This is a genomic window from Nocardioides sp. L-11A, assembly GCA_029961745.1.
GTDB lineage: Bacteria > Actinomycetota > Actinomycetes > Propionibacteriales > Nocardioidaceae > Nocardioides.
Genome location: CP124680.1, coordinates 33,732 through 56,563, shown reverse-complemented (window position 1 = coordinate 56,563; position 22,832 = coordinate 33,732). Strand labels below are relative to the sequence as shown.

Sequence of the window (22,832 nt, the reverse complement as noted above, 5' to 3'; positions counted from 1 at the left end):
GGTTACGTGCGGTTCTGGGGTGCAACAACGCCCGGGTAGGTGTCCTAACGCCCGGGTAGATGCTCGGGCGATGCGCGAGGCCGCCGAGCAGCCACCCGGCGCGACTACCTTGGTGTTAGGACACCTACCCGGGCGCTATGGCACCGGATTTCGTGCTGTAACCCTTAGTTACAAGCGGCTCAGGCGAGGACGAGGGTGCGCAGGACCGTGGCGACCACCAGCACAGCACCGATGGCGCAGAGCCCGCCGACCTGAACCGCCGTACGCCGATCCTTGGGCGCGAAGACGAGGACCGCGGCGATGGCGGCGCCACCGACCAGACCCCCGAAGTGGCCCTGCCAGGAGACGTTCGAGAGGGAGAAGGTGAGGACGACGTTGATGCCGATCCACACCAGCAGGCTCTGCACGTTGCCGCCGACCTTGAGGCCGACCACGACGAGCGCGCCCATCAGCCCGAACACGGCACCGGAGGCGCCGACGGTGGTGGTCTGCTCACCGGAGAGCCAGTAGACGGCGACGGAGCCGGCGAGCCCGGAGAGCAGGTAGAGCGCGAGATAGCGGGCGCGGCCCAGCAGCGCCTCCAGCTGGGGCCCGAGCACCCACAGCGCGAGCATGTTGAACCCGAGATGCCAGGGCGCGACATGGGTGAACATCGAGGTCAGCAGCTGCCAGACGGCGCCGTCGCTGACCCCCATCGCCCAGTGCGCGGTGGTGCCGGTCTCGCAGGACGCCCGGTCCATGAACGGGTACCAGGAGCCGTTGCTCTCGCGGCACGACCCGCGGGCGGCGAGGGCGAAGAGGTCGTAGAGCCGACTGCCGTAGCGGCCGGACGCCATGATCGCGATCCAGACGACGACGTTGATGCCGATCAGCGCGATCGAGACCACGCCGGGGTTCGTGGAGATCTGGCCGCCGTACGCCGTCTTGGCCTGCCGCATCGACGCGCGGCCCTCGGCCACGCAGTCGGGGCACTGGAAGCCGACGGAGGCCTCCCGCATGCAGTCGGGACAGATCGGCCGCTCGCAGCGCTGGCAGCGGATCCAGGTCTCACGGTCGGAGTGCCGGTAGCAGGTCGGCACTCCGACCGGAGGGGTGCTCATGGACGCGAGAGGTCAGCCGACGATCTCGACGGACTCGATGACGACCGGCTCCACCGGGCGGTCCATCGGGCCGGTCTGGACGGCGGCGATGGCGTCGACGACGTCGCGGCCGGCCTGGTCGGCGACCTCGCCGAAGATGGTGTGCTTGAAGTTCAGCCAGGTGGTCGCGCCGACGGTGATGAAGAACTGCGAGCCGTTGGTGCCCGGGCCGGCGTTGGCCATGGCGAGCAGGTAGGGCTTGTCGAAGACCAGCTCGGGGTGCGGCTCGTCCTTGAAGGTGTAGCCCGGTCCGCCGGTGCCGGTGCCGAGCGGGCAGCCGCCCTGGATCATGAAGCCGGGGATGACCCGGTGGAAGGTGAGACCGTCGTAGAACTTGCCGGTCGCACCGTTGCCGGCGTCGTAGGCCTTCTCGCCCGTGGCGAGGCCGGTGAAGTTGGCGACCGTCTCCGGCGCGTGGTTCGGGAACAGGTTGAGCGTGATGTCGCCCTTGTTGGTCTTCAGGACGGCCTGCGGCTCTGCCATGGAAGTGCCTCTCCAGCTGGTGGGGATGTGGTGCGGAACGAACTCGATCCTACTGAGGCACCACAGGTACGACGGGTGTACCTGCCGGGGACGACGTGGTGGGATGGACCTGTCGGTCCGACCGGGCCGACGGATCGCCGTACGGCGGAGGAGGCTCGGGATGGGAAAGCTGAAGAAGCTGGTGGTCCTCGGGGCGCTGGGTGCGCTCGTGTCGGCGGTGGCGAAGCGGCTGCAGGCCGGCGGCGCCGACGAGGCGTCGCTGTGGCAGTCCGCGCCCAACCCGCCCACGCCGCCCCTGCCTCCGGAGTCGCCGGAGCCGCCCGCACCCCCCGCGCCCCCGGCGCCGGCGCCGGACGAGCTGCTCGTCGACAACGCACCCGAGCCGATCGACGAGCCCGCGGACCTGGCGGATCCGGCGCCGGACCAGGTCCCCCCGCCGCCGACGCCCGACTCCACGCCCGACCCGCTGACCGACCCGCTCCCGGAGGAGCCGCAGCACTAGCCGGCCCGGGCTCGTCCGCTCCGGGCGAGCACAGGGGGGCGGGGCCCCCGTCCACCTCGGCGGCGGCCGATCAAACTTGGCGGTCGAGTGCGGCACGGGCGAGGACCGCCCGCGCCGACCGTACGACCGCCAGGTCGACCAGCCGCCCGCCGGCATCCACTGCCACCCCTGTGCCAGCACCCTGCGCGTTCTCGAACGCCGCCACCACGGCGCGGGCGTCGATGAGCTCGGGCTCGGTCGGCGCCAAGGCCCGGTGCACGATCGACACCTGGCTGGGATGGATGAGGGTGCGCGCGGCGAAGCCCTGGCGCACCAGCAGGGCGGTCGAGGACGCGAGGGCTTCGAGGCCGGAGAGGTCGACCTGGACCGGACCGACCGGCGCGGCGATGCGCGCCAACGCGCTCGCGACGACGACGTCGCTGCGGATGGCCCACAGCTCGTGCCGCTCCGGGTCGGGTCGCATGCCCAGCTCGGCAGCGAGGTCGGCCTCGCCGATCCCGAGCCGGTGCACACGGGGCGCGGCGGCGAGCGAACGGACCTCGGCGACGCCTCGGGCCGTCTCCACCAACCCGATGACGGCAAGCGCCCGCACCCCGCGCTCGGCCTCGACCCTCGTGAGGAGCTGGTCGACGCGTGCCAGCAGCTCCGGCTCGGCGGAGGGCACGAAGACCCCGGCCGTGCCCTCCTGGACCGCCGCTCGAGCACCGTCCTCGAGGCGGGCCGGGTCGAGACGGACCCACCACTGCGGACCCGAGGTCCTGGGGTGCGCCGCCACCGCCTCGTGGGCCGCGTCCTTCCCCGCCGGGCCGACTCCGTCCTCGAGGTCGAGGACAACGGCATCAGCACCGCTGGACGCTGCCTTGGCGAAGCGATCGGGGCGGTCGCCAGGCACGTAGAGGTAGCTGCGGGCCGGCGCCAGCGGGGTGAGCATCAGGGTCAGCCCCGGACGACGGGACGCGCGAGATACTGGCCGGTCGGCTCGCCGAGGACGGCATCGTCGCCGAACACCTGCTGGCCGCGCAGGAAGGTGTCGGTGACCTTCGCGGTCATGTCGAAGCCCTCGAACGGGGTGTACTCCTGCGCCGACTCGGAGCTCTCGGCCCGCACCGTCCACGGGCGGTTGTCGTCGACCAGCGCGATGTCCGCGTCGTACCCGACAGCGAGGGCACCCTTGGTGCGCAGACCGAAGCGCTCGGCGGGGTTCTTCGAGATCAGCTCGGCGATGCGGCCGAGCGGGACACCCCGCTTGGTGCCCTCGGTGACCATGCCGGCCAGCAGATACTCCGCGCCGCCGAAGCCCGACTTGGCGACGAACACGTCGTCGCGATCGTCGCCGAACTTCATCTCGTCCTTGCAGCAGGCGTGGTCCGAGACGACCCAGTCGATCTTGCCGTCGATGAGGTACTCCCAGAGCGCCTCGACGTCCTCGCGCGGACGGATCGGCGGGTTGACCTTCGCGCCCAGCCCGCTGGCGGTGTGGATGTCGGCGAGCAGATGTCCGACGGTGACCTCGCGGCGGAAGTTGATGTGCGGGAACGCCTGAGCCATCCGCAGGGCAGCGTCGACGGCCTTCCGGGAGGTCAGGTGCAGCAGGTTGATCGTCGGCAGGCCGGTCTCGTGCGCGAGGTACGACGCGATGCTGATGGCGAGCCCCTCCGAGTGCGGCGGGCGGCTGGCGTGATAGGCCTCCAGCCCCGTCAGCTCGCCGGCGTCCTCGACCAGCTTGGTGTACGCCGCCATGATCTCGGCCGTCTCGCAGTGCAGGGACAGCGAGATCTCGTCGGCGATGTCGGGGAACTGCTCGCGCGCCTTCTGAACGCCGCGCATGACGAACTCGAAGTGCGCATAGTCGTAGCGCTCACCCTCGGGGATCATGAGGAAGGAGTTCTGGTCCGCCGACCGGCCGTGCAGTCCGTGGCTGCCGTAGAACATGAAGACCTTGAACGACGTCACGCCGTGCTCGCCGACGAGGTCGGGGATCTCCTCGATGTGCCGGCTCATCATCGGCGCGAGGTGGAAGGCGTAGTCGACGTACGCCTTGCCCTCCGTGGTCGAGAGGACCTCGGGGAAGAAGTCGGCGTACTCGCCGCCCTTGTTGAGGTAGTACTGCCCGGTCCGCATGTACGTGATGCCGGTCGTGACACCGCCCTGGGCGCAGGCACGGCTCTCGATCGCGGCGTCCGTGGCCAGGGGGTTGTAGATGCCCCAGTGCTGGTGGGCGTCGACCACGCCGGGGAAGGCCAGACGGCCGCCGCCGTCGACCACGCGGGTGTCGTCGCCCGGCGTGAGGTCCGGGCCGATCTCGACGATCCGGCCACCGGTGACGGCGATGTCGGCGACGAGGGGCTCGGCTCGGTCGGGGGTGACGGCGCGGACGTTCTTGATCAGCAGATCCATCGGGTGATCGCCTTCCTATCGTGGGTGTTCGGTGCCGTCGCGCTCAGGCGCGGGCTGCCGGGGTGGGGACGAACAGGCTCATGAGGTCGTTCACCGAGGACAGCGAGCGCAGCTCGCGCAGGCGCGCCTCGATCTCGGCGACCACCGGGGCGGCGAGCTCACCGGACGCGTTCTCGCGGAACTTCACCGCCAGTTCCTCGTCGCTGAGCGGGCGTTGCGGGCCGCCGCGGTTGGCGAGGATCGCCACCTCCTCGGTGCGTCCTCCCGTGAGCTCGGCGACCACCTTGGCCGGGAACTGGTGGGGGAAGATGTCGTCACAGTCGGGATCGGTCACGACGTCGACCTTCGCCATCAGCGTCCGACGCCGCGGGTCTGTCGCGAGCTCATCGGTGTAGTCGTCGAGCGCGACCCCGAGTCCACCCCCGCCGAGCAGGCCCGCCACGAGGGCGTACGGTCCGCTGAACTGGGCCTGGTAGCCCGTCTCGGGGGCGCGCTTGACCTCGATCGGCTGGCCGATCGTGCGCAGGGCCGCACCGGGAACGCCCAGCTGCAACCGGACGACGTCCGCGGGCCGCACGCCGCGCTCGCGCAGCTCGATGCCGGCATCCACCGCGGCGTGGGTGAAGTGGTTGGCCGGGTACGGCTTGAAGAAGATGCCCGGCACCGACCAGCTCGTGCCGAGATCGGCGCTGACGGCGTCGTAGTCGATCCGCGAGCCGTGCAGCCAAGACTCGAAGAAGCCGAAGCGGCCCTCGAGCACCGACGGCGGCCCGGTGAATCCGCGGCGCACCAGCTGCGCAGCGCTCACGCCCGACTCCGCCGCCCAGCCACAGTGCAGCCGCTTGACGGTGCCACCGGTGCGGTTGGCCTCGAGGATGCCGGAGGCGCGGGACGCCGCCAGTCCGAGGGCGTGCACGACGCCCTCCTCGTCCAGACCGAGCACCAGGGCCGACGCGACGGCAGCGCCCATCGCACCGCAGATCGACGTCGCGTGCTGGCCGTGCTCGAAGAAGACGGAGTTGCCGAGCTTCTCGTCGTATCCGGCCATGCCGAGGCGTACGGCGACCTCCAGTCCGACCGCCACTGCCCGGACGACCTCCTCGCCCGAGGCTCCTGCGTCCTCGGCAGCGGCCAGCGCGGCCGGGACCACGTTGGCGCTGGGATGGAGGACGGACGGCAGGTGGGTGTCGTCGTAGTCGAGCGAGTGGGCCAGGACGCCGTTGACGAAGGCGGCCGCCGGGGCGGGGAGCCGGCGGCCGACCCCGACGGCGGTGGCGCGCTCGGCGCCGCCGGCGTCGACGGCGTGGCTGATCGCGGCCTCGCTGGTGGGCAGCGATCGCGCGGCGACGCACAGGCCGAGCACGTCGACGACACGCTGCACGACGCTGCGGGCGACGTCCTCGGGCACGCCGTCGCGGGCGGCGGTCGCGGCGAAGCGGCCCACCCGCTGTGCGAGGGTCCGCTCGGCGGCGCTCTGCGTGCTCAGCTCACCCACGGGAGACCACCGCCAGCGGGCGCACGGGGGAGCCGGTGGCGCCGTACAGCGCCAGCGGGGAGAGCACGAAGAGGAACTCGTGGTGGCCGGCCGCGGCCAGAGCCTCGAGGTCCATCGCCTCGACGATGTAGACGCCGTTCTCGACCAGGAGGACGCGATGCGCGGGCAGCACGGCATGGCCGGCACCTGGCGCGAGCCGTTCGAAGGCGATGGTGTCGGCGCCGGCCGCGCGGACGTCGTGCTCGGCGATCCAGCGCGCCCCGTCCTCCCCGACGCCGGGGACACCCGACTCACCGCCGACGTACGGGGCGCCCTCGGCGAACAGCCGGCCCCAGCCGCTGCGGATGAGGACGACGTCCCCCTCCGCGGGGCGGGTGCCCTGCTTCTCCACGGTGGCCTCGAGGTCGGCCCGGGTGATCTCGTAGCCGGCCTCGCATCCCTGCGGGATGCCGAGGGCGGCGGGAACGTCGAGCAGGACGCCCCGGCAGACCATCGGGGCGATCGTGTGCGCGCCGAGCTCGGCGTAGCGGCCGCCCATGAGGGCGTCGTCCACCCGGAGGTCGCCGTAGAGCCTGCCCTCGTGGGACACGTGGGCGAGGGCGTCGATGTGGGTGCCGACGTGGGTGCCCATGCTGATCATGTCGTTGGCGGCCGACCCGCCGTCGCTGCGCACCATGTCACCGTGGCGGCGGGGCAGGGCGTGCCAGTACGCCGGGTGGTTCGGCGACTGCGGCATGCCGACCGAGTACTGCCGGCCGAGGTCGAAGACCTCGACCCCGTCGCTCAGGGCCGCCAGCAGCGGCGCGGGGGCGCGGGATGGACTCGCGGTCGTCACGTGGTGTTGTCCTTCGTCTTCTCGTGGAATGGGTCGCGGGGGGTGCGGCGGCGGGGTGTCGGTGGCGGTCAGCTGACGACGCTGCGTCGGCGCAGGTCGGCGACATGGTCGGCGCCCAGCCCCAGCTCGCCGACGAGGATGGCGTCGGTGTCGGCTCCGAGCGGACGGCCGGTGAACCGGATCGCTCCCGGTGTCCCCGACATTCGCCACATCACGTCATGCATGAGCACGTCGCCCAGGTCCTCGTCGGGCACCGTGTGGAGCATGCCGGTGCAACGCACGTGCTCGTCCTCGGCGAGGTCGCGAGCGTCGTACACGGGCGCGACGGCGGCGCCCGCGGCGGTGAACTCCGCGACCACCTCGTCCCGGGTGCGCTTCGCGATCCACTCGCCGACGTACCCGTCGAGCAGGTCGGCGTGCTGGGCGCGGGTGTGGCCGGAGGCGAACCACGGCTCGGAGATGAGCTCAGGATGGCCCACGAGCTCCAGGACGCGCTCGGCGATCCGCTGGGCGCTGGTGGAGATCGCGACCCAGGAGCCGTCGGCGGTCCGGTAGGTGTTGCGCGGCGCATTGTTGGTCGACCGATTGCCGTACCGCTGGCCGATCGTGCCGTTCTGCTGGAAGTACGTCGCCCCGGGGCCTACCGCAGTCATGATCGGAAGCAGCAGGTTGGCGTCGATGTCCTGACCGCGGCCGCCGTTGTGCTCGCGGGCCAGCAGCGCCATCGAGACCGCGGAGGAGCCGGCGATGCCGCAGATGCTGTCGGCCAGACCGAACGCGGGGAGGGTCGGCGGACCATCGGGCTGCCCGGTGAGGTGGGCGAAGCCGCTCATCGCCTCGGCGAGGGTGCCGAAGCCGGCACGTGAGGCGTAGGGCCCGGTCTGGCCGAAGCCGGTGATCCGCAGGACCACGAGACCGGGGTTCTCCTCACGCAGCACCTCCGGCGCGAGCCCCCAGCGCTCGAGCGTGCCCGGGCGGAAGTTCTCGACGATGACGTCGGCCGTCTTCGCCAGCGCCCGGAAAGCGGCAGCGCCGTCGGGATCGGACAGGCTGAGTCCCACCGTGCGCTTGTTGCGCGAGATCTCCTTCCACCACAGTGCGATCCCGTCCTTCGACTCACCGTGGCCGCGCATGCTGTCACCGGCCGTCGGGTGCTCGACCTTGATCACCTCTGCGCCGAAGTCGCCGAGGATCTGGCAGCACAGTGGGCCGGCCAGGATCGTCGACGCGTCGATCACGCGCATCCCGGTCAGGGGTCCGTGCTGCATCGGGTCTCTCCTTCTCCGGCGAGTTCACTCGCCGCTCGCAGTTGTTCCGCTGACGCGAACAGCGTTCCGCTAGTGGGATGACGAGCGTACGTCGGCGCGCTCGGCGCCGTCAACGACTCGCCCCGCGTGTGGCGAACACCTCGCCCAGCAACCGGGCGAAGCCGGCGGGGTCCTGCTCGGCGACGAAGTCGGTCGCCTCGGGCAGCACGTGCTCGTCGGCCCAGGTGATCCGGGCCCGGGCACGCTCGTGCATGAAGCCGATGCGATCTCGGCCACCGGCGATGAGCGTGGTGCGGATGCCGCCCTCCTCGATGCGGCGCAGTGCCGTATCGAGGTCGAAGCGCCACATCGCGCGGTACGCCGTGGCGAAGTCCGGGCCGGCGGCCAGGTAGTCGGCGACGAAGGACGTCACCAGGGCGGGCGGCGCCCAGGGATACTCCGCCCGCAGCCGCCGCCAGATCCAGCCCAGGTGGGACCCGTCGTCGTCGGGGACGTAGGGCGGCGCGAAGTCGCGCAGCCGCGACGCGGCCTCCTGCGGGGTGTACAGGGGCACGCCGTGCAGCACCAGGTGCTGGACCCGCTGCGGTCGCGACGCCGCCATCTGCGCGGCGAGGACCGCGCCGGTCGCGCGGCCGAGGAGACGTACGGCGCCCGGCGCGCACTCGTCGACGGCTCCCCACAGTGTCGCCGCCAGGTCCTCGACCGAGGTCTCGTCGGCCAGGCGGGGAGAGTCCCCGTAGCCGGGCGTGTCGGGCGCCAGCGCCGAGGTCCACGACGCCAGCTCGGCCAGCAGCGGCTCGAACCTCCGCGAGGACAGCGGCGACTGGTGCACCAGAACCAACGGTGGCTGCTGCGCGTTCTCGCAAGTCGCCGCCACGGCCCGCACGTGCACCGTACTGCCCCCCGCCCGCACCACGTGGTGCCCGACGAGGGGGCCGTCCGCACCGCTCATGACCCGAGCCGGTTGCGGAGCTCGTCGCCGGGCATACCCATCAGCCGCACGTCTGGTCCGCCCTCGGCGACGCCGGCCAGTCGCATGCCTGCCCAGAGCGTGGCGAGGTTGCTGGAGACGACCGGCACGCCGACATCCCGCTCGAGCGCGGTCAGGCGGTCGAGCGTGCGCCAGTTCGTGCAGCTGATCATGACCGCCTCGGCGGTCGAGAGGTCGACCCGGCGAACCAGCTCCTCGGCCGCGGACACCGGCAGGCGCCCCTTGTCCAGGTTGCTCAGCAGTCCGAGGTCGGCCCGGCCGACCACCTCGATGCCGTTCTGCTCGAGGTAGTCGACCGCGCCCCCGGCCACCGGCGCGATGTAGGGCGTGACCACCGCCAGACGGCGCACCCCGAGGGCGCGCAGCGCGGAGACCATCGCCGTCGACGTCGTGTACGACGGCACGCCGCTCGCCGCGCACAGCGCGGCGCAGGTGTCGGCATCCACGTCGCGTCCTTCGAGGAAGCTGCCGGACGTGCAGGCATAGCCCACCGCGGCCGGGCCGAGCGAACCCAGCTCGGCCGCGGCCGCCGGGAGCCGGTCACGCATCGCCACGATGCTCGCGACCTTCTCGGCCTCGGTGGCGACCTCCGCGACCGGGACGCGGGTGGCGTAGAACACCACACCGTCCGGTGCGTGGCTGGTGAGCTCGGGCTCGACGACAGAGTTCGTCGAGGGGACGATCAGACCGATGCGTGCCCTGCTCCCGTACATGCCTCAGCTCACCCGGCCTCGACCGTGAGCGGCACGCGGTAGCCGTCGACCATCTCCGCCATCAGCTGCTCGAGCCGGTAGGTATGGGTGATCTCCCGGTCCAGCACGGGGTCGTACAGACGGAACGACCACTCCTGGCCGTAGTCGAGCCTCCCGTCGAGCGCGACGATCGTGCCGGCGTACAGCACGAAGTCGGTCTCGGGCGGGTTGGCGCGCTCCCGCAGGACCTTCAGCAGGTCCTCCGGCGACAGGAAGGTCCCCGTCGGGGTCTGCTGGTAGAGCCGGCCGTCGACCCACGACTCGAGGATGCACTGGTCCCAGTGGTCGGCGATCTCCGAGAGCCGCCACAGCCGGGGCGCCAGGATGTTCGGGCAGGTCTGCTTGCTGTAGACGATGCTGACCCGCTCGAGATCGCGGTCGGTGTGGTCGGATCCGACGCCCACCAGGACCTCGTCCCCGGTCACGACCAGGACGATCTCCACCTCACCCGAGGTGCGGGTGCCGTGGACCTCGATGCTGCTCCCCGTCGTCAGGGCCTGCGGGGTGATCGGGTAGATCCGCGGGGCCGGGATGTCGAAGGCGATCTTGACGCCCGCGTCCGCGACCTCCTTCTGGTGGTGGACCGCGACCTGGGCGTCACGGGTCGCGGATCCCATGTTGTACATCCGGTCCACCGGGAACCGCCGTGGCGTCGCCGTCCCGTCGGTCGACAGGATCTCGGCGTCGAACGAGAAGGGCATCAGGCGTCAGCCTCGGCAGCCGTCGCGGGCTCGTCGGCGCTGCCCTGCTCGACCCAGCCCTTGCCCTGCAGCATCTCGGCGAAGGCGATGGTGGCTGCCTCCACGGTGGGCATGCCGCCGGGGAGCCCCGAGAGCAGGATCGCCTCGAGGACCTCCTGCTCGCTGGCGCCGTACTTCATCGCGTTCCGCGACGCCCACTCCACGCCCTCTCGGTCGCCCTTGACCGCGGTCGTGATGCCGACGAGCACCAGGAACCGGGTCTTCAGGTCGAGATGGCGCGGCTCAGGGCCGAAGATCAGGTTGCCGGCCAGCGCGTTGTAGGCGCGCAGGATCTCCGGGTCGACGGAGGCCATGACCTCGTGCACGGGAAGCGTGAAGCCGCGCCGGGCGCGCACCTCATCGAGCGCTTCCTTGCCGGACGTGTCGTACTTCCACTCGTAGGTCACCTTGGACATGGGTCTTCTCTCCTCAGATCTCGCGGGCAGCCAGCTCGGCTTCCCAGATGGCGTTGAACACTCGTCGCGGGGACACGCAGTCCCCGATCGCGCGCACCTCCGCACCGACCTGCTTCAGGCCGTGGAACAGGGCGTCCTCGGCCCTGCTGCCGGTCACCAGCACGACGGAGTCGACCGGCTCGCGGACCTCGATCTCACCGGTGTGGACGTCGCGCAGGCCGACCCGGTCCTCGTCGATGGAGTCGACCTCGCGGTGGGGAGTGAAGACCACACCCGCCCTCCGCAGCCGCTGGTGCACCCAGCCCACGTCGCGGGTCGCCGAGAGCTCGGGCGCGATCGAGCTGAGCGTCGTGACCAGCTCGACCTGGTGCCGGTTGGCCTGCAGGTGCTCGGCGACCACGACAGCCTGACGGCCGCCGATGTCATCGAAGACCATCACGTTCGGGCCCAGCTCGGCGTGGTTCTGCAGCGCCTCCTGCGCGGTGACCACGTTGAACTGGTCGACGCCCGGAAGGCCCTCGGGGTTCGCCCACCGCGCCGGGTGGTTCACGCTCCAGCCGGTCCGCAGCGGAGTGGACCCGGTCGCGACGACGACGGAGTCGAAGCCGCCCTTCGTCAGGGACTCGACCGTGGCCTCGACACCCAGTTCGATCTTGACGTTGGTGGTGCCGAGCTGGCTGATGAGCCAGCCGGCGATGCTGCCCCACTCGCTGTAGCTCTCCGAGCGGGCGATCCAGTTGACCTGGCCACCCAGCTCGGTGCCCTTCTCGAACAGCGTCACCTCGTGGCCCCGCTGGGCCAACGTCAGCGCGGCGCGCATGCCGCCCGGGCCACCACCGACGACGGCAACGGACTTCGGCCGGTCGGTGATCGCCAGGGTGCCGGTGCCCAGCTCCGCCTCCCGGCCGACGGCCGGATTGTGGATGCAGGCCAGTGGAGCACTCACGATCGAGGCCATGCAGTGGTTGGCGCCCACACACGGGCGGATGTCGGTCTCGCGCTGCTCACGGGCCTTGTTGGGCCACTCGGGGTCGGCGATCAGCGTTCGGGCCATGCCGACCATGTCGCTGGCGCCGCTGGCGATGGCGTACTCCGCCTTCTCCGGCGACGTCATCCGGCCGGCCACCACGACGGGCAGCTCGGGGACCATCTGCTTGATCTGTCGCGTGGCCTCGATCTGGTAGCCCTGCTCGCGCGGAGTCGTGGGGTAGATCAGCATCCGGTTCTGGTAGGTGCCCTGGGTGACCGAGATGTAGTCGATCAGACCGGTGTCGGCGATCGAGCGCGCGATCTTCGCCCAGTGCTCGGTCCGCAGGCCGCCCTCGACCTCGCCGTCGTCGCCATTGATCCGCACGCCGACGATCAGGTCGGCGCCGACCTCGCGACGAGTCCGCTCGATGATGTCGAGCACGATCCGCAGTCGGTTCTCGTCCGAGCCGCCATACTGATCGGTCCGGTGGTTCGTCGCCGGCGAGAGGAACTGCCCGAGCAGGTAGCCGTGGGCCAGGCCGTGCACCTCGACCCCGTCGAGGCCGCCCTCGGCGGCGTAGCGGGCGGCCAGGGTGTAGCCCTCGAGGATCTCGTTGATGTTCTCCTCGTCCATCGCGTGCGGCATCTCGCGGTAGACGGTGTCGGGGATGGCCGAGGGAGCCCATACGGGCAGCCGATTCACGACGCCGTTGGTCTCGCGGCCGCGGTGCCACGGTTGCGCGAGCAGCAGGGCGCCGTGCTCATGGACTGCGGCGCTGAGCAACTTGTAGTTGGGGATGACCGCCGGGTCGAAGGCATGGATCTTGCCCGCGTACGGCTGGGTGGTCGGGTGGGTCGCCATCGCCTCCATCGTGATGACGCCGACGCCCCCCTTGGCGCGCTCGGCGTAGTACGCGACGTGCCGGTCGGTGAAGTTGTGGTCCTTCACGAGCTGGGTGCTGTGGGCGGTCATCCACAAGCGGTTCTTGGCGACCTTCGGCCCGATCTGGATCGGCTCGAACAGATGGGCGTAGGGGTGGGCCATCAGGTGGTGCTCCTCAACTAGCAGTGACGGTGAGCGCCGGCGCGGTGGCCGGGAGTCGGTTGGTGCCTTCGGGGACGCGGACGCAGGCCGCGCCGTGCCCGGGACCGATCTCGTGCAGCGGGGGTACGGCGCTCCGGCAGTCGTCGCGCTGCAGCGGGCACCGCGGAGCCAGCGGACAACCCGACGGGATGTCGACCGGACTCGGCGTCTCGCCCTCCAGGACGTGGCGGGTACGTCGCTCGGCCGGGTCGACCGACAAGGCGGCGGACAGGAGCGCCTGGGAGTACGGGTGCTGGGGGTTGCCGAGGACCTCGGCGGCCGGGCCCCGCTCGATCACCGTGCCGAGATACATCACGGCCACTTCGTCGGACATCGCGGCCACGGTCGCGAGGTCGTGGGAGATGAAGAGGAACGTGATCTGATGCTCACGCTGCAGTCGCTTGAGCAACCGGAGCACGCCGGCGCGGACGCTGAGGTCGAGCGAGGACGTGGGCTCGTCGAGGACCAGGAACTCCGGCTCGGTCGCCAACGCGCGAGCGATGCCGATGCGCTGCAGTTGGCCGCCGCTGAGCTCGTGAGGGTAGCGGTCGAGGTGGAACTCCTCGAGGCGAACCATTCTCATCAGCTCGCCCGCCCGGCGCCGTCGGCCGGAGGCACCGAGGTCGGTGTGCAGCATCAGCGGCTCCTCGACGAGCGATCGGATGCGCATCCGCGGATTGAGCGACTCGTAGGGGTCCTGGAAGACCATCGCGGCCCGCGCCCGGTGACGGCGCAGCGCTTCGGGCCTCATCGCGAGGATGTCCTCCTCGCCGTGGCGGATCGTGCCAGCGGTGGGCTCCAACAGACGCAGCAGGCAGCGACCGACGGTGCTCTTGCCCGAGCCGCTCTCCCCGACCAGGCCGAGTGTCTTCCCACGGGGGATGACGACGTCGACGCCGTTGACCGCCTTGACGAGGGAACGCGACCCCCGAACGGAGAAGGTCTTGACGACGCCCCGCGCCTCGATGTGCTCGCTCATGGACCTACTCCTTCGACGACCTCCGCGCGGTCGAGGTCGTGACGCTGCTGCTGGCGAAGCTGCTCGGGGAAGTGGCACAGCGCGCGGTGCCCGCCACCCACGTCCACCAGCGGCACCGGCGTCGCGCACGCGTCCACGGCGAACGGGCAGCGCGGCCGGAAGTGACAGCCGGTGGGGAGGTCGACCAGGTTCGGCGGCTCGGAGCGATCGGCCTCGTCGGAGGTCTCCTCGTCGAGCGTTTCGCGGCTGGCGGCCACCAGAGCCCGGGTGTAGGGGTGGCGCGGGTTGCCGAAGATCTGGTCGACGGTGCCCTCCTCCACGATCCGCCCGGCGAACATCACCGCGACCCGGTCGCAGTAGTTCGCCACGACGCCGAGGTCGTGGGTGATCAGGAGGACCGCCGAGCCGGTGGCATCGACCCGGGCCCGCAGCAGGTCGAGGATCTGCGCCTGCACCGTCAGGTCGAGGCCGGTGGTGGGCTCGTCGGCGATGATCAGCTTGGGCTCGTTGATCATGGCGAGCGCGATCAGCACGCGCTGCGCCATGCCGCCGCTGAGTTGGTGGGCGAAGGCCTTGGCCCGGCGCGCGGGGTCGGAGATCCCGACGTCGCGAAGGGCCTGGATCGCGTTCTGCTTGGCCATCGCCCGGCCGGTCCCGCGGTGGCGGCGGTTGGTCATGGCGATCTGGCGGCCCACCGAGCGCAGCGGGTCGAGGGCGCCACGCGGGTTCTGCACGATGACGGCCAAGTCCTTGCCGCGGATACGCCGGCGACGACGCTCGGGCATGGTGAGCAGGTCCACGCCCTCGAACGCCGCAGCGCCGTCGACGACGCGGGCGCGCGGACCGAGGAGTCCCAGCACCGACCAGGCGGTCAGCGACTTGCCCGCGCCCGTCTCGCCGATGAGCCCGACGATCTCGTGCTCTCCGACCTCGATGCTCACGCCGTTGAGGGCGTGAGCCGTCCCGTTGGGGGTGTCGATGTGGACCCGGAGATCCTTGATGGAGAGAAGGGCCACGACTCTCAGTCCTTCCTCGGGTCGAGGTGATCCTGGATGGCATCCGCCAGGAGGTTGAAGCCGAGCACGAGCAGCATCAGGGCGAGGCCGGGGAAGACCGAGGGCCACCACTGCCCGGAGGTGACGTACGCCGAGCCGTGGCGGATCATCGCGCCCCACTCGGGCGTCGGCACCTGGATGCCGACGCCGACGAAGGCGAGCGAGGACACGATCATCACTGACCAGGCCAGCCGGACGGCCGTCTGGATGATCAGCGGCGGCAGCGTGTTGGGCATGATGTGGCGCCACATGATGCGCCAGGGCTTGTTGCCGGTGGCTCGAGCCGCCTCGACGTACATCGCGTCGCGCAGGCTGAGCACCTGACCGCGCGTCATCCGGATGAACACCGGGATGTCGAGCAGCGCGATCACGAAGATGACCGCCGCGATCGACTCCTGGGACGCGGCGACGACCGCCAGGGCGAGGATCAATGCGGGGAACGCCTGGAGGACGTCCATCACCCGCAGCAACACCATCTCGAACCAGCCGCCGCGGTAGCCGGCGATCAGGCCGAGCGCGACGCCCACGACGATCGAGATCACCACGGCCGTCACTGAGATGACCAGGTCGATCTGGATCGCGTGGATGGTGCGTGCGAAGACGTCCATGCCGTTGCCGTCGGTGCCGAACCAGTGCTCCGCACTGGGCGGGTGGAGAAGATCGCTGCCGAAGACCTGGAGCGGATCGGTGCGCACGAGTACGTCGGCGAGTGCGCCGACCACGACGAACGCGAGCACGATCGTGGTGCCCGTGAAGGCCGCCATGCTGGACGTCATGAACCGCCATAGTCCGCGCGCTGCCGCCTTCGGACGACCGGGCCGGTCGTGGTCGACGTGCGCGGGTGGTGTCCCGGCGTCCGGCATCGGGCGGGCCGAGGCTGCGGCCTTGTCGTTCAGCGGAGTGCTCATTGCAACTTCACCCTCGGGTCGATCGCGGCGACCAGCAGGTCCGCGATCAGGTAGATGGCAGCGGTGAGGAGGCCCATGACCAGGATGAAGCCCTGCACGACGGCGAAGTCGGCGTTGGTGATGGCCTCGAGCCCGAGCTGTCCGAGACCACCCCAGGAGAAGATGAGCTCGGAGATCGCGGCCCCGCCCAGGGCCAGGCTGAAGGTGATCCCGAAGAACCCGATCAGATCGGGCAGCGCGTTGCGGAACGCGAGCCAGACGACACCCCGCTCGGACATGCCGCAGGCTCGGGCGTAGCGCACAGCCGGGCTGCCGAGCGTCTCGACCATGGCGGCCCGTGCCTGCTTGGCGATGGTCGCTCCGGTGATCAGGGTGATGGTCAGCGCGGGCAGAGCGATGTGAGCCAGCGCCGACATGGCCGTGGCGTAGTAGCCGCTGACGAGGCTGTCGAAGACCAGCATGCCGGTGATGTGCGGCGGGAGCTCGAGCCCGCGTTCGACCCGGCCCAGCGGGGCGGGCGCCCAGCCGAGCACGGTGAAGAAGAAGGCGATCATCAACAGAGCCCCCCAGAAGATGGGGATCGACACGCCGGCCAGGGTGACGATGCGCAGCACCTGATCGACCAGGCCGCGTTGACGCACGGCAGAGGCGACACCGATGACGACGCCGAAGACGATGGCCCCCACGATTCCGAAGCCGATCAGCTCCAGAGTGATGGGCAGCTTCTCCCACAGCTCCTCGGTGACGGGCCGGTTCGACATCCACGACGTGCCCAGGTCGCCCTGTGCCGCGTCGGTCAGCCACGTCCAGTACTGCTCGGGGAGGGAGCGGTCCAGTCCCATCTCGGCCTCGATGTCCTGGATCTGCTCCAACGTCGCCGTCGGACCCGCCACCATGACCGCCGGGCTCGAGTCGCCGAGCCGGACGAGCAGGAAGGTCAGGATCGAGACGCCGAACAGCAGCGGGATCAGCAACAGGATCCGATAGAGCAGGTAGCGGCCAAGTCCCTTGCCCACGTCCTCTGCCACCTTTCAGGAGCTTTCGAGAAGTCGTCGTGCACCCGGTGGGTGCCGCGGACCGGCGTGTCGTCGGTCCGCGGCCCTTCCACCTGGGTTCGCCGGAGCGGCGTGGTCAGCGGCTGAGGTCGGCCCAGCGCTCGTGGTTGTCCGGGTGCCAGACCCAGCCCTCGATGTCCTCGCCCATGGCCTCGTGACCACCGATCTCGGCCGAGTAGATCCACGAGGCGTCCTCGAGGTGGATCTTCTGGGCCTGCTTGATCAGGTCGCAGCGCTGCTCCTCGTCGGTGATGACGTTGGCCTGCTGGATCAGCTTGGTCAGCTCGGGATTGTCGTAGGCATTGCGGTCGGCCGAGCCGTCAGGCGTCGAGGTCAGCAGCATGCTGTAGCCCGGGTCCAGGACGATCGACTGCTCGTAGAAGGTGAAGAACGGCAGATCGCGCTCGGTGATCGCGGCGCGCGCCGTCATGTCGGCGTCCGGGATGCGCTTGAGGTCGACCCGGATGCCGGCCTTCGCGAGCCCGTCCTTGAGCTGGATCCCGAGCGGCTCCTCCCACCAGTTGAGGCCGGAGTACTCGAGCGTGATGTCGATGCCATCGGGATGCCCAGCCTCCGCGAGCAGCGCCTTCGCCTTGTCGACGTCGGTCTCGTAGGCCCACAGGCTGTCGTCATAGCAGGGGATCGTGGAGACCAGCGGGCCACGGCTCTGCTGGGCACGGCCGGCGAAGACGTTGTTCAGGATCTGCTCGTGCGGTGTGGCGAGGTTGATCGCCTGGCGCACCCGCTTGTCCTTGAACGGCTCGTAGTTGGGGTTCATCAGGGCACGCGCCTGGAAGTTCCCCGCCACCGACTGCACCTTGACCCCGTCGCTCTCCTCCAGCTCGTTGAGCTGCTGGAAGGTGAGCTCCTCGATCCAGTCCACGGAGCCGGCCTGCAGCAACTGCACGCGCGTCGAGGCGTCCGGGACGGAGCGGTAGACGACGGTCGTGAAATGCGGCTCGTCGCCGTAGTAGTTCGGGTTGGCCTTGAAGACGGCCTCGCTGCCCGACTTGACCTCGTCGACGTAGTACGGCCCGAAGCCCGCGCTGTTGGTCTTGAGCCACTCGAGGGCCCACGGGTCCTCGTCCGTGGCGTTCTCCTTCATCTTCGTCGAGTCGTAGATCGACGGGGTGTAGAGGGTGAGGGCGCGCAGCAGGATCGGGCTCGGATCGGTGAGGTTGAACTTCACCTCGTACTTGCTGACGACCTCGAGACTCTCGACGTTGGAGACCTCACCGATGAAGGCGCCGGTGCGGCCCTGGTCCTTGGACTTGTCCCAGCTCCACTTGACGTCCTCCGCGGTGAGCTCGTTGCCCCAGTTGCTCTCGACGCCCTCGCGCAGCTTGAAGACGACGCTCAGCTCGTCCTCGGCGAACTCCCACGACTCCGCCAGGCGCGGCTCGATGACCGTGGCGTCGACCTCGCGGGCGCCGTCGCCGGCGTCCTTGACCCCGTAGCCCACGAGCGGTTCATACATCTGCGTGACCGTGTGCTGCGTCCCGGGGGTGATCACGTCGCCGTCGAACCCGCCCGGCACGTTGACCGCGGCCACGATCAGGGTGTCGTCACCGCCGTTGGACTCGTTGTCGCCCGGGTTCGATGCGGAGCATCCGGCAACCACGAGCGCCAGCGACAGCCCGGCCGCCACACGACCGACGCGACTCCTCAGTCCACGTCCCAATGTCTTCTCCTCTGTGTAGCCCGAGAGTTCGTTCCGCCGAACGAAACAGTGTTCCTCTTACGGGTTCACACTGAACCCCGTTTTCCCGGCCGCCGTCAAGACCCTCGGCGCGAGTTCTTACACAGCCGTAACGGGACCGGCCCTGAACCACGGGCCGATCACAGCGATCGGCAGTGCCCTCAACGGGTCGTGACACCGCCGTCGACGAACAGCGTCTGACCGGTCACCATCCCGGCGGCGGGCGAGGCCAGGAACGCGATCGCCTGGGCGACGTCGTCGACGCTGGCCATGCGTCCGAGCGGGATCGAGGCGAGCTTCTCGGCCATGTAGACGGGGTCCTCGCGGACGGCCGCGGTCATGGCGGTGGCCACGATCGTCGGGGCCACGGTGTTGAGGCGGATCCCGTCGGCCGCCCACTCCGAGGCGAGCACTCGAGTGAGGTGCACCAGGCCGGCCTTCGATGTCGAATAGGCCGCGTTCTGAGGTACGGCGACCGCGGCCGCCGTGGAGGTGAGGCTGACGACGGCCGCGGAGGGCGAGGCCCGCAACGCGTCGTACGCCGCCTGGATCATCCGGAACGTCCCGGAGAGGTTGACCTCCAGCACGCGCGCCCATTCCTCGCGCGAGGTCACCGCAGGTGCGGAGCGGGCGTTGATCCCCGCGCTGTTGATCAGAAGGTCGAGACGGCCGTGCCGGGCGAGTACCTCACTCACCACGCGGTCCGGGGCACCGTCCGCGACCAGGTCGAGCCGGTGCACCGAACTGGCGGCGCCGAACCCGGCCTCCGCCAGGGCGTCGGCATCGCGGTCGGCGAGGGCGACGCGCGCGCCGCGCTCGGCGAGCAGCCGGGCGGCGCGGTCACCGATGCCGCCACCGGCGCCGGTGACGAGGGCCACCAGCCCATCGAGCCGGATCGGGTCGTGGGGTGAGATGTCGGGCATCGCGGGCTCCTCGCGGTCGGGGCGTCATCGGACGGGGGAAGGGGCAGGGGGCGACGGCGTCGCGGCGGCCAAGGCGTGCAGGACGGCACGGTGGGCCTCGTAGGTGGCTTCGACCAGGGAGCGGGGGGCGAGGGCGTCGCCGACGACCAGCACGCGCGGGCCGAGCCCGGACTCCTCGAGCGCCACCCACACGTCGGTGCGTGCCTGCCTCGCGGGCAGGTCGATGACCAGGTCCACGTCGCGCAGCACCTCCACCGACCCGCTCCCGCCCACGGCGTCAACCAGGACGAGGCCGCCGGCGGTGACCGACACCGGCCGGCGCGCGAGGTGACTGGAGACGGGAAGCGCCTCCAACCGACCGAGGAGGCCGACCCGGCTGTAGAGCGTCACCCGGCCGAAGAGCTGCGGCGCCGGTGAGACGAGGTGGACGCGATGCCCGTCGCGTCCGAGGGCCTCGACCAGGCCGGCGGCGATCCAGGATCCCTCGTCGTCGACGACCGCGACGCGGCGCCGGCGACCGGACCACTCCCCGGCGCCGAGCGCCGTGGCGGCGGTCTCGCCGTCCAGGACGTCGACACCGTGCTTCGTGACGCCCGTCAACGGCCGGCCGCGCGAGGTCGCACCGGTCGCAAGCACGACGTGGTCGAAGTCGCGCGGGTCGGGGCCGTCCGCGGCCGCCGGGCCGGCTCCGGCGAGCTCCACCCCGAGCCGGATGTCGACGCCGCGACGCCGCGCTTCGTCGTACAGGTCGTCCACGAGGACGCCCAGCCGCTCGCGACCCGCGAGGGTCCGAGCGCTGCGGAGCTGACCTCCGACGTCGTCGCGTGCCTCGATGAGTACCGTGCGGGCACCGGCCCGGGCGGCGGTGACCGCGGCCTGGAGACCGGCGGGACCAGCACCGACGACGAGGACGGATCGTCGCTCGCCCCGGGCTCGCCCGCGCAGCTCGAGATCGATCCGCTCCTGGCCGGCAGCCGGATTCGCGACGCACGACAACGGAAGGTTGTGCTCGATGCGGCCGATACAGGCCTGGTTGCACGCCAGGCAGCGGCGCACCTCGTGGACCCGGCCCCCGGCGGTCTTGCGCACCAGATCGGGGTCGGCGATCTGAGCGCGGGCGAGCGCCACGAGGTCGGCGTCACCGGCCTCGAGGAGGTCGTCGGCGATCGCGAGGTCGTCGATCCGGCACACCGCGACCACGGGGATCTCGGGAAACGCCTGCTTGAACCGGCGCGGGAACTCCCGGTAGGGCGCGGGACCATGGCTCATGTCGGCGATCTGGGTGCTCAACGACGCCTGGCCCACGTACGCCGAATGGCTGACGTGGAGCAGGTCGATGCGGAAGTCCGCACGCAGCCGGTCGACGATCTCCACGACATCGTCGGGCTCCAACCCTCCGGGCAGGAACTCGTGGGCACTGATCCGGATGCCGAGCAGCATCGAGTCCGGCAGCTGCGAGCTGACGGCGGTCAGCACCTCGCGGGTCAGCCGCATCCGGCGCTCGAGGGCGCCGCCGTAGCCGTCATCGCGCTGATTGGTGGCCGGCGAGAGGAACTGCTGGAGCAGGTGCCCGTGTCCGAGGTGGATCTCGACTCCGTCGAGTCCGGCCTCGGCCATCCGACGAGCGGCGGTCCGAAAGGACTCGGTGACCACGGCGATGTCCTGGACCGTCATCACGTGAGGAACCGGACCGCCGTACGTCCACGGCACGGCCGAGGCCGACCAGGCCGCCGTGCGCTCGCTGTCGCCGGCGGCCTGTCGCCCGGCGTGCATCAGCTGGGCCAGAAGGGTGGCGCCCTCGCCGTGGACCGCATCGGCCAGCGCGGCGAAGGCCGGCACCACGTCGGGATGGTAGGAGCCGAGCGTGCTGTCCCGGCCGGCGCTGGTCGGGTGGACCCGGACGGCTTCCGTGACGACCATCGCGGCGCCTCCTCGCGCACGCCGGGAGAGATAGTCGCGGTGGCGCTGCGTCGGCAGGGAGTCGACCCCGAAGTTCGTCGTGTGTCCCGGGAAGACCACCCGATTGCGCAGGCGCGTGGTCCGTAGGTCGAAGGGCCGCATCGCCGGAGATTCGGTACGTGTCACGCAGGTGCCTCCCGGGAGCGCGTCCGGTGGATGATGAGCGGACGAGGGCTGACCTCCACGCGACGCTGTTTCGTTCAGAGGATCGACATTTCGCTCTCCGTAACATTAGGATTCGGTGGTCGCCACTGTCAAAGTTGTCGATCCGTCACCGAGCGAGGTCACGTCCTTCGTAGGCTGGCGGCCGCACGACGACCGCCGTGCCCCCGACACCCGCCCGCCCCCCGAGCAAGGACCTGCCGTGCCGCCCACCGCCGACCCGCCTCCGAAGGGAGCCGCCGCTCCCGCGCGCGGGAGCCGAACCCTCGAGGGGCTCGAGCGCGCACTCGACGTACTGATGCTCTTCGCCCGCCCGAGCACGACGAGCCTGGGGATCACCGAGATCTCCCGGGAGCTGGACCTGCCCAAGGCGGTGGTGCACCGCATCGTCACGACGCTGTGCGGCCGCGACTTCCTCGAGCTGGATCCGACCTCCCGGCGCTACAACCTCGGGCCCTCCTGGCTCGTGATGGGCAGCACGTACAGCCAACGGGTCGACGTCCGCGACCTCACCCGCGACACGCTGCGGGAGCTCAGCGCCACCACCGACGAGACGTCCACGCTGTCGATCCGCCACGGATACCACCGCGTCTACCTCGACCAGGTCACTCCGAAGCGGCTGGTGATCATGTCGGTGCAGGTCGGCGACCGCTTCCCGCTGCACGCGGGCAGTTCGGGCAAGGCGTTCCTGGCCTTCCTGCCGCGCGAGGAACAGGAGGACTACCTCGACAGCGTCGACCTCGTCCAGCTGACCGAGCAGACGAAGGTCGACCGCGACGAGTTGCTGCAGGAGCTTCGCGACGTCCGCGAGCGTGGCTATGCCTTCTCCTTCGGCGAACGACAGCAGGGCTCGGGCGCGGTGGCCGCTCCCCTGCTCGACTTCGAATCCAAGCCGGTGGCCGTCATCAGTGTGTGCGGCCCGGGCGACCGGATCCACCCCCGGGTGGAGGAGTTGGCGGAGATACTGCTCGAGCGTACCCAGGCGATCTCGGCTCGCCTGGGCTATGCGAACCGCTGACGG

The 22,832-nt window shown here is 70.6% G+C and carries 21 protein-coding genes; 2 read left to right on the top strand and 19 right to left on the bottom strand.

Annotated features, from left to right (window positions below; genetic code table 11):
* Nucleotides 1–179 precede the first annotated feature (179 nt).
* A complete protein-coding gene (locus tag QJ852_00250) occupies nucleotides 180–1,100 on the bottom strand; it encodes a rhomboid family intramembrane serine protease (protein WGX96877.1) in 921 nt (306 codons plus the stop codon).
* 12 nt (nucleotides 1,101–1,112) lie between these two features.
* Entirely contained in the window at nucleotides 1,113–1,622 is a 510-nt protein-coding gene (locus tag QJ852_00245; GenBank protein ID WGX96876.1) for a peptidylprolyl isomerase, read from the bottom strand.
* 160 nt (nucleotides 1,623–1,782) lie between these two features.
* Here QJ852_00245 and QJ852_00240 point away from each other — a divergent pair, with 160 nt between their 5' ends.
* The gene (locus tag QJ852_00240; GenBank protein WGX96875.1) at nucleotides 1,783–2,124 is read left to right on the top strand and encodes a hypothetical protein; all 342 of its coding nucleotides are present in this window, start codon (nucleotides 1,783–1,785) and stop codon (nucleotides 2,122–2,124) included.
* 70 nt (nucleotides 2,125–2,194) lie between these two features.
* Here QJ852_00240 and QJ852_00235 read toward each other — a convergent pair whose 3' ends face one another.
* The 17 genes from QJ852_00235 to QJ852_00155 all read right to left on the bottom strand — a co-directional run bounded on the left by QJ852_00235 (nucleotide 2,195) and on the right by QJ852_00155 (nucleotide 21,751).
* On the bottom strand, nucleotides 2,195–3,055 hold the full coding sequence (locus tag QJ852_00235; protein WGX96874.1) for a CoA ester lyase: 861 nt from the start codon (nucleotides 3,053–3,055) through the stop codon (nucleotides 2,195–2,197).
* Between the two features lie 5 nt (nucleotides 3,056–3,060).
* The gene (locus QJ852_00230) at nucleotides 3,061–4,521 is read right to left on the bottom strand and encodes a dihydroorotase family protein (protein WGX96873.1); all 1,461 of its coding nucleotides are present in this window, start codon (nucleotides 4,519–4,521) and stop codon (nucleotides 3,061–3,063) included.
* A 43-nt stretch (nucleotides 4,522–4,564) separates the two neighbouring features.
* Nucleotides 4,565–6,016, bottom strand: coding sequence for an MmgE/PrpD family protein (locus tag QJ852_00225; GenBank protein WGX96872.1), 1,452 nt, complete (start codon nucleotides 6,014–6,016; stop codon nucleotides 4,565–4,567).
* Nucleotides 6,009–6,851 (bottom strand): cyclase family protein, encoded by an 843-nt coding sequence (locus QJ852_00220; GenBank protein ID WGX96871.1) that lies wholly within the window; start codon nucleotides 6,849–6,851, stop codon nucleotides 6,009–6,011. Before QJ852_00220 ends, QJ852_00225 begins: the two co-directional genes overlap by 8 nt.
* A 68-nt stretch (nucleotides 6,852–6,919) precedes the next feature.
* Nucleotides 6,920–8,119: a CoA transferase gene (locus QJ852_00215; protein WGX96870.1), complete on the bottom strand. Its 1,200-nt coding sequence runs from the start codon at nucleotides 8,117–8,119 to the stop codon at nucleotides 6,920–6,922.
* A gap of 109 nt (nucleotides 8,120–8,228) precedes the next feature.
* Entirely contained in the window at nucleotides 8,229–9,071 is an 843-nt protein-coding gene (locus tag QJ852_00210) for an alpha/beta fold hydrolase (GenBank protein WGX96869.1), read from the bottom strand.
* Entirely contained in the window at nucleotides 9,068–9,823 is a 756-nt protein-coding gene (locus tag QJ852_00205; GenBank protein WGX96868.1) for a hypothetical protein, read from the bottom strand. The genes QJ852_00210 and QJ852_00205 overlap by 4 nt, the downstream gene beginning before the upstream one ends.
* Before the next feature lie 8 nt (nucleotides 9,824–9,831).
* Nucleotides 9,832–10,563, bottom strand: coding sequence for a DUF2848 family protein (locus QJ852_00200; protein WGX96867.1), 732 nt, complete (start codon nucleotides 10,561–10,563; stop codon nucleotides 9,832–9,834).
* The gene (locus QJ852_00195) at nucleotides 10,563–11,018 is read right to left on the bottom strand and encodes a carboxymuconolactone decarboxylase family protein (protein WGX96866.1); all 456 of its coding nucleotides are present in this window, start codon (nucleotides 11,016–11,018) and stop codon (nucleotides 10,563–10,565) included. Before QJ852_00195 ends, QJ852_00200 begins: the two co-directional genes overlap by 1 nt.
* A gap of 13 nt (nucleotides 11,019–11,031) precedes the next feature.
* Entirely contained in the window at nucleotides 11,032–13,032 is a 2,001-nt protein-coding gene (locus QJ852_00190; GenBank protein WGX96865.1) for an FAD-dependent oxidoreductase, read from the bottom strand.
* 13 nt (nucleotides 13,033–13,045) lie between these two features.
* Entirely contained in the window at nucleotides 13,046–14,050 is a 1,005-nt protein-coding gene (locus tag QJ852_00185) for an ABC transporter ATP-binding protein (protein WGX96864.1), read from the bottom strand.
* The gene (locus QJ852_00180) at nucleotides 14,047–15,066 is read right to left on the bottom strand and encodes an ABC transporter ATP-binding protein (protein WGX96863.1); all 1,020 of its coding nucleotides are present in this window, start codon (nucleotides 15,064–15,066) and stop codon (nucleotides 14,047–14,049) included. Before QJ852_00180 ends, QJ852_00185 begins: the two co-directional genes overlap by 4 nt.
* Before the next feature lie 5 nt (nucleotides 15,067–15,071).
* Nucleotides 15,072–16,013, bottom strand: a complete 942-nt coding sequence (locus QJ852_00175) for an ABC transporter permease (GenBank protein ID WGX96862.1) — start codon at nucleotides 16,011–16,013, stop codon at nucleotides 15,072–15,074.
* Nucleotides 16,010–17,029: an ABC transporter permease gene (locus QJ852_00170; GenBank protein WGX96861.1), complete on the bottom strand. Its 1,020-nt coding sequence runs from the start codon at nucleotides 17,027–17,029 to the stop codon at nucleotides 16,010–16,012. Before QJ852_00170 ends, QJ852_00175 begins: the two co-directional genes overlap by 4 nt.
* A gap of 115 nt (nucleotides 17,030–17,144) precedes the next feature.
* Entirely contained in the window at nucleotides 17,145–18,716 is a 1,572-nt protein-coding gene (locus QJ852_00165; GenBank protein ID WGX96860.1) for an ABC transporter substrate-binding protein, read from the bottom strand.
* Between the two features lie 212 nt (nucleotides 18,717–18,928).
* Nucleotides 18,929–19,690 carry an SDR family oxidoreductase gene (locus QJ852_00160; GenBank protein ID WGX96859.1) on the bottom strand — a complete coding sequence of 254 codons (762 nt, stop codon included), beginning with the start codon at nucleotides 19,688–19,690 and terminating at the stop codon, nucleotides 18,929–18,931.
* Nucleotides 19,691–19,714: 24 nt separating this feature from the next.
* Entirely contained in the window at nucleotides 19,715–21,751 is a 2,037-nt protein-coding gene (locus tag QJ852_00155) for an FAD-dependent oxidoreductase (protein WGX96858.1), read from the bottom strand.
* Between the two features lie 262 nt (nucleotides 21,752–22,013).
* Between QJ852_00155 and QJ852_00150 the strand changes: the two genes are divergently transcribed.
* Nucleotides 22,014–22,829, top strand: a complete 816-nt coding sequence (locus tag QJ852_00150; GenBank protein WGX96857.1) for an IclR family transcriptional regulator — start codon at nucleotides 22,014–22,016, stop codon at nucleotides 22,827–22,829.
* Nucleotides 22,830–22,832 lie beyond the last annotated feature (3 nt).

Coding starts and splice junctions, on each gene's coding strand:
- QJ852_00250 (WGX96877.1), bottom strand. CDS start 1,100: ATGAGCACCCCTCCGGTCGGAGTGCCGACCTGCTACCGGCACTCCGAC.
- QJ852_00245 (WGX96876.1), bottom strand. CDS start 1,622: ATGGCAGAGCCGCAGGCCGTCCTGAAGACCAACAAGGGCGACATCACG.
- QJ852_00240 (WGX96875.1), top strand. CDS start 1,783: ATGGGAAAGCTGAAGAAGCTGGTGGTCCTCGGGGCGCTGGGTGCGCTC.
- QJ852_00235 (WGX96874.1), bottom strand. CDS start 3,055: ATGCTCACCCCGCTGGCGCCGGCCCGCAGCTACCTCTACGTGCCTGGC.
- QJ852_00230 (WGX96873.1), bottom strand. CDS start 4,521: ATGGATCTGCTGATCAAGAACGTCCGCGCCGTCACCCCCGACCGAGCC.
- QJ852_00215 (WGX96870.1), bottom strand. CDS start 8,119: ATGCAGCACGGACCCCTGACCGGGATGCGCGTGATCGACGCGTCGACG.
- QJ852_00210 (WGX96869.1), bottom strand. CDS start 9,071: ATGAGCGGTGCGGACGGCCCCCTCGTCGGGCACCACGTGGTGCGGGCG.
- QJ852_00205 (WGX96868.1), bottom strand. CDS start 9,823: ATGTACGGGAGCAGGGCACGCATCGGTCTGATCGTCCCCTCGACGAAC.
- QJ852_00200 (WGX96867.1), bottom strand. CDS start 10,563: ATGCCCTTCTCGTTCGACGCCGAGATCCTGTCGACCGACGGGACGGCG.
- QJ852_00195 (WGX96866.1), bottom strand. CDS start 11,018: ATGTCCAAGGTGACCTACGAGTGGAAGTACGACACGTCCGGCAAGGAA.
- QJ852_00190 (WGX96865.1), bottom strand. CDS start 13,032: ATGGCCCACCCCTACGCCCATCTGTTCGAGCCGATCCAGATCGGGCCG.
- QJ852_00185 (WGX96864.1), bottom strand. CDS start 14,050: ATGAGCGAGCACATCGAGGCGCGGGGCGTCGTCAAGACCTTCTCCGTT.
- QJ852_00175 (WGX96862.1), bottom strand. CDS start 16,013: ATGAGCACTCCGCTGAACGACAAGGCCGCAGCCTCGGCCCGCCCGATG.
- QJ852_00160 (WGX96859.1), bottom strand. CDS start 19,690: ATGCCCGACATCTCACCCCACGACCCGATCCGGCTCGATGGGCTGGTG.
- QJ852_00155 (WGX96858.1), bottom strand. CDS start 21,751: ATGCGGCCCTTCGACCTACGGACCACGCGCCTGCGCAATCGGGTGGTC.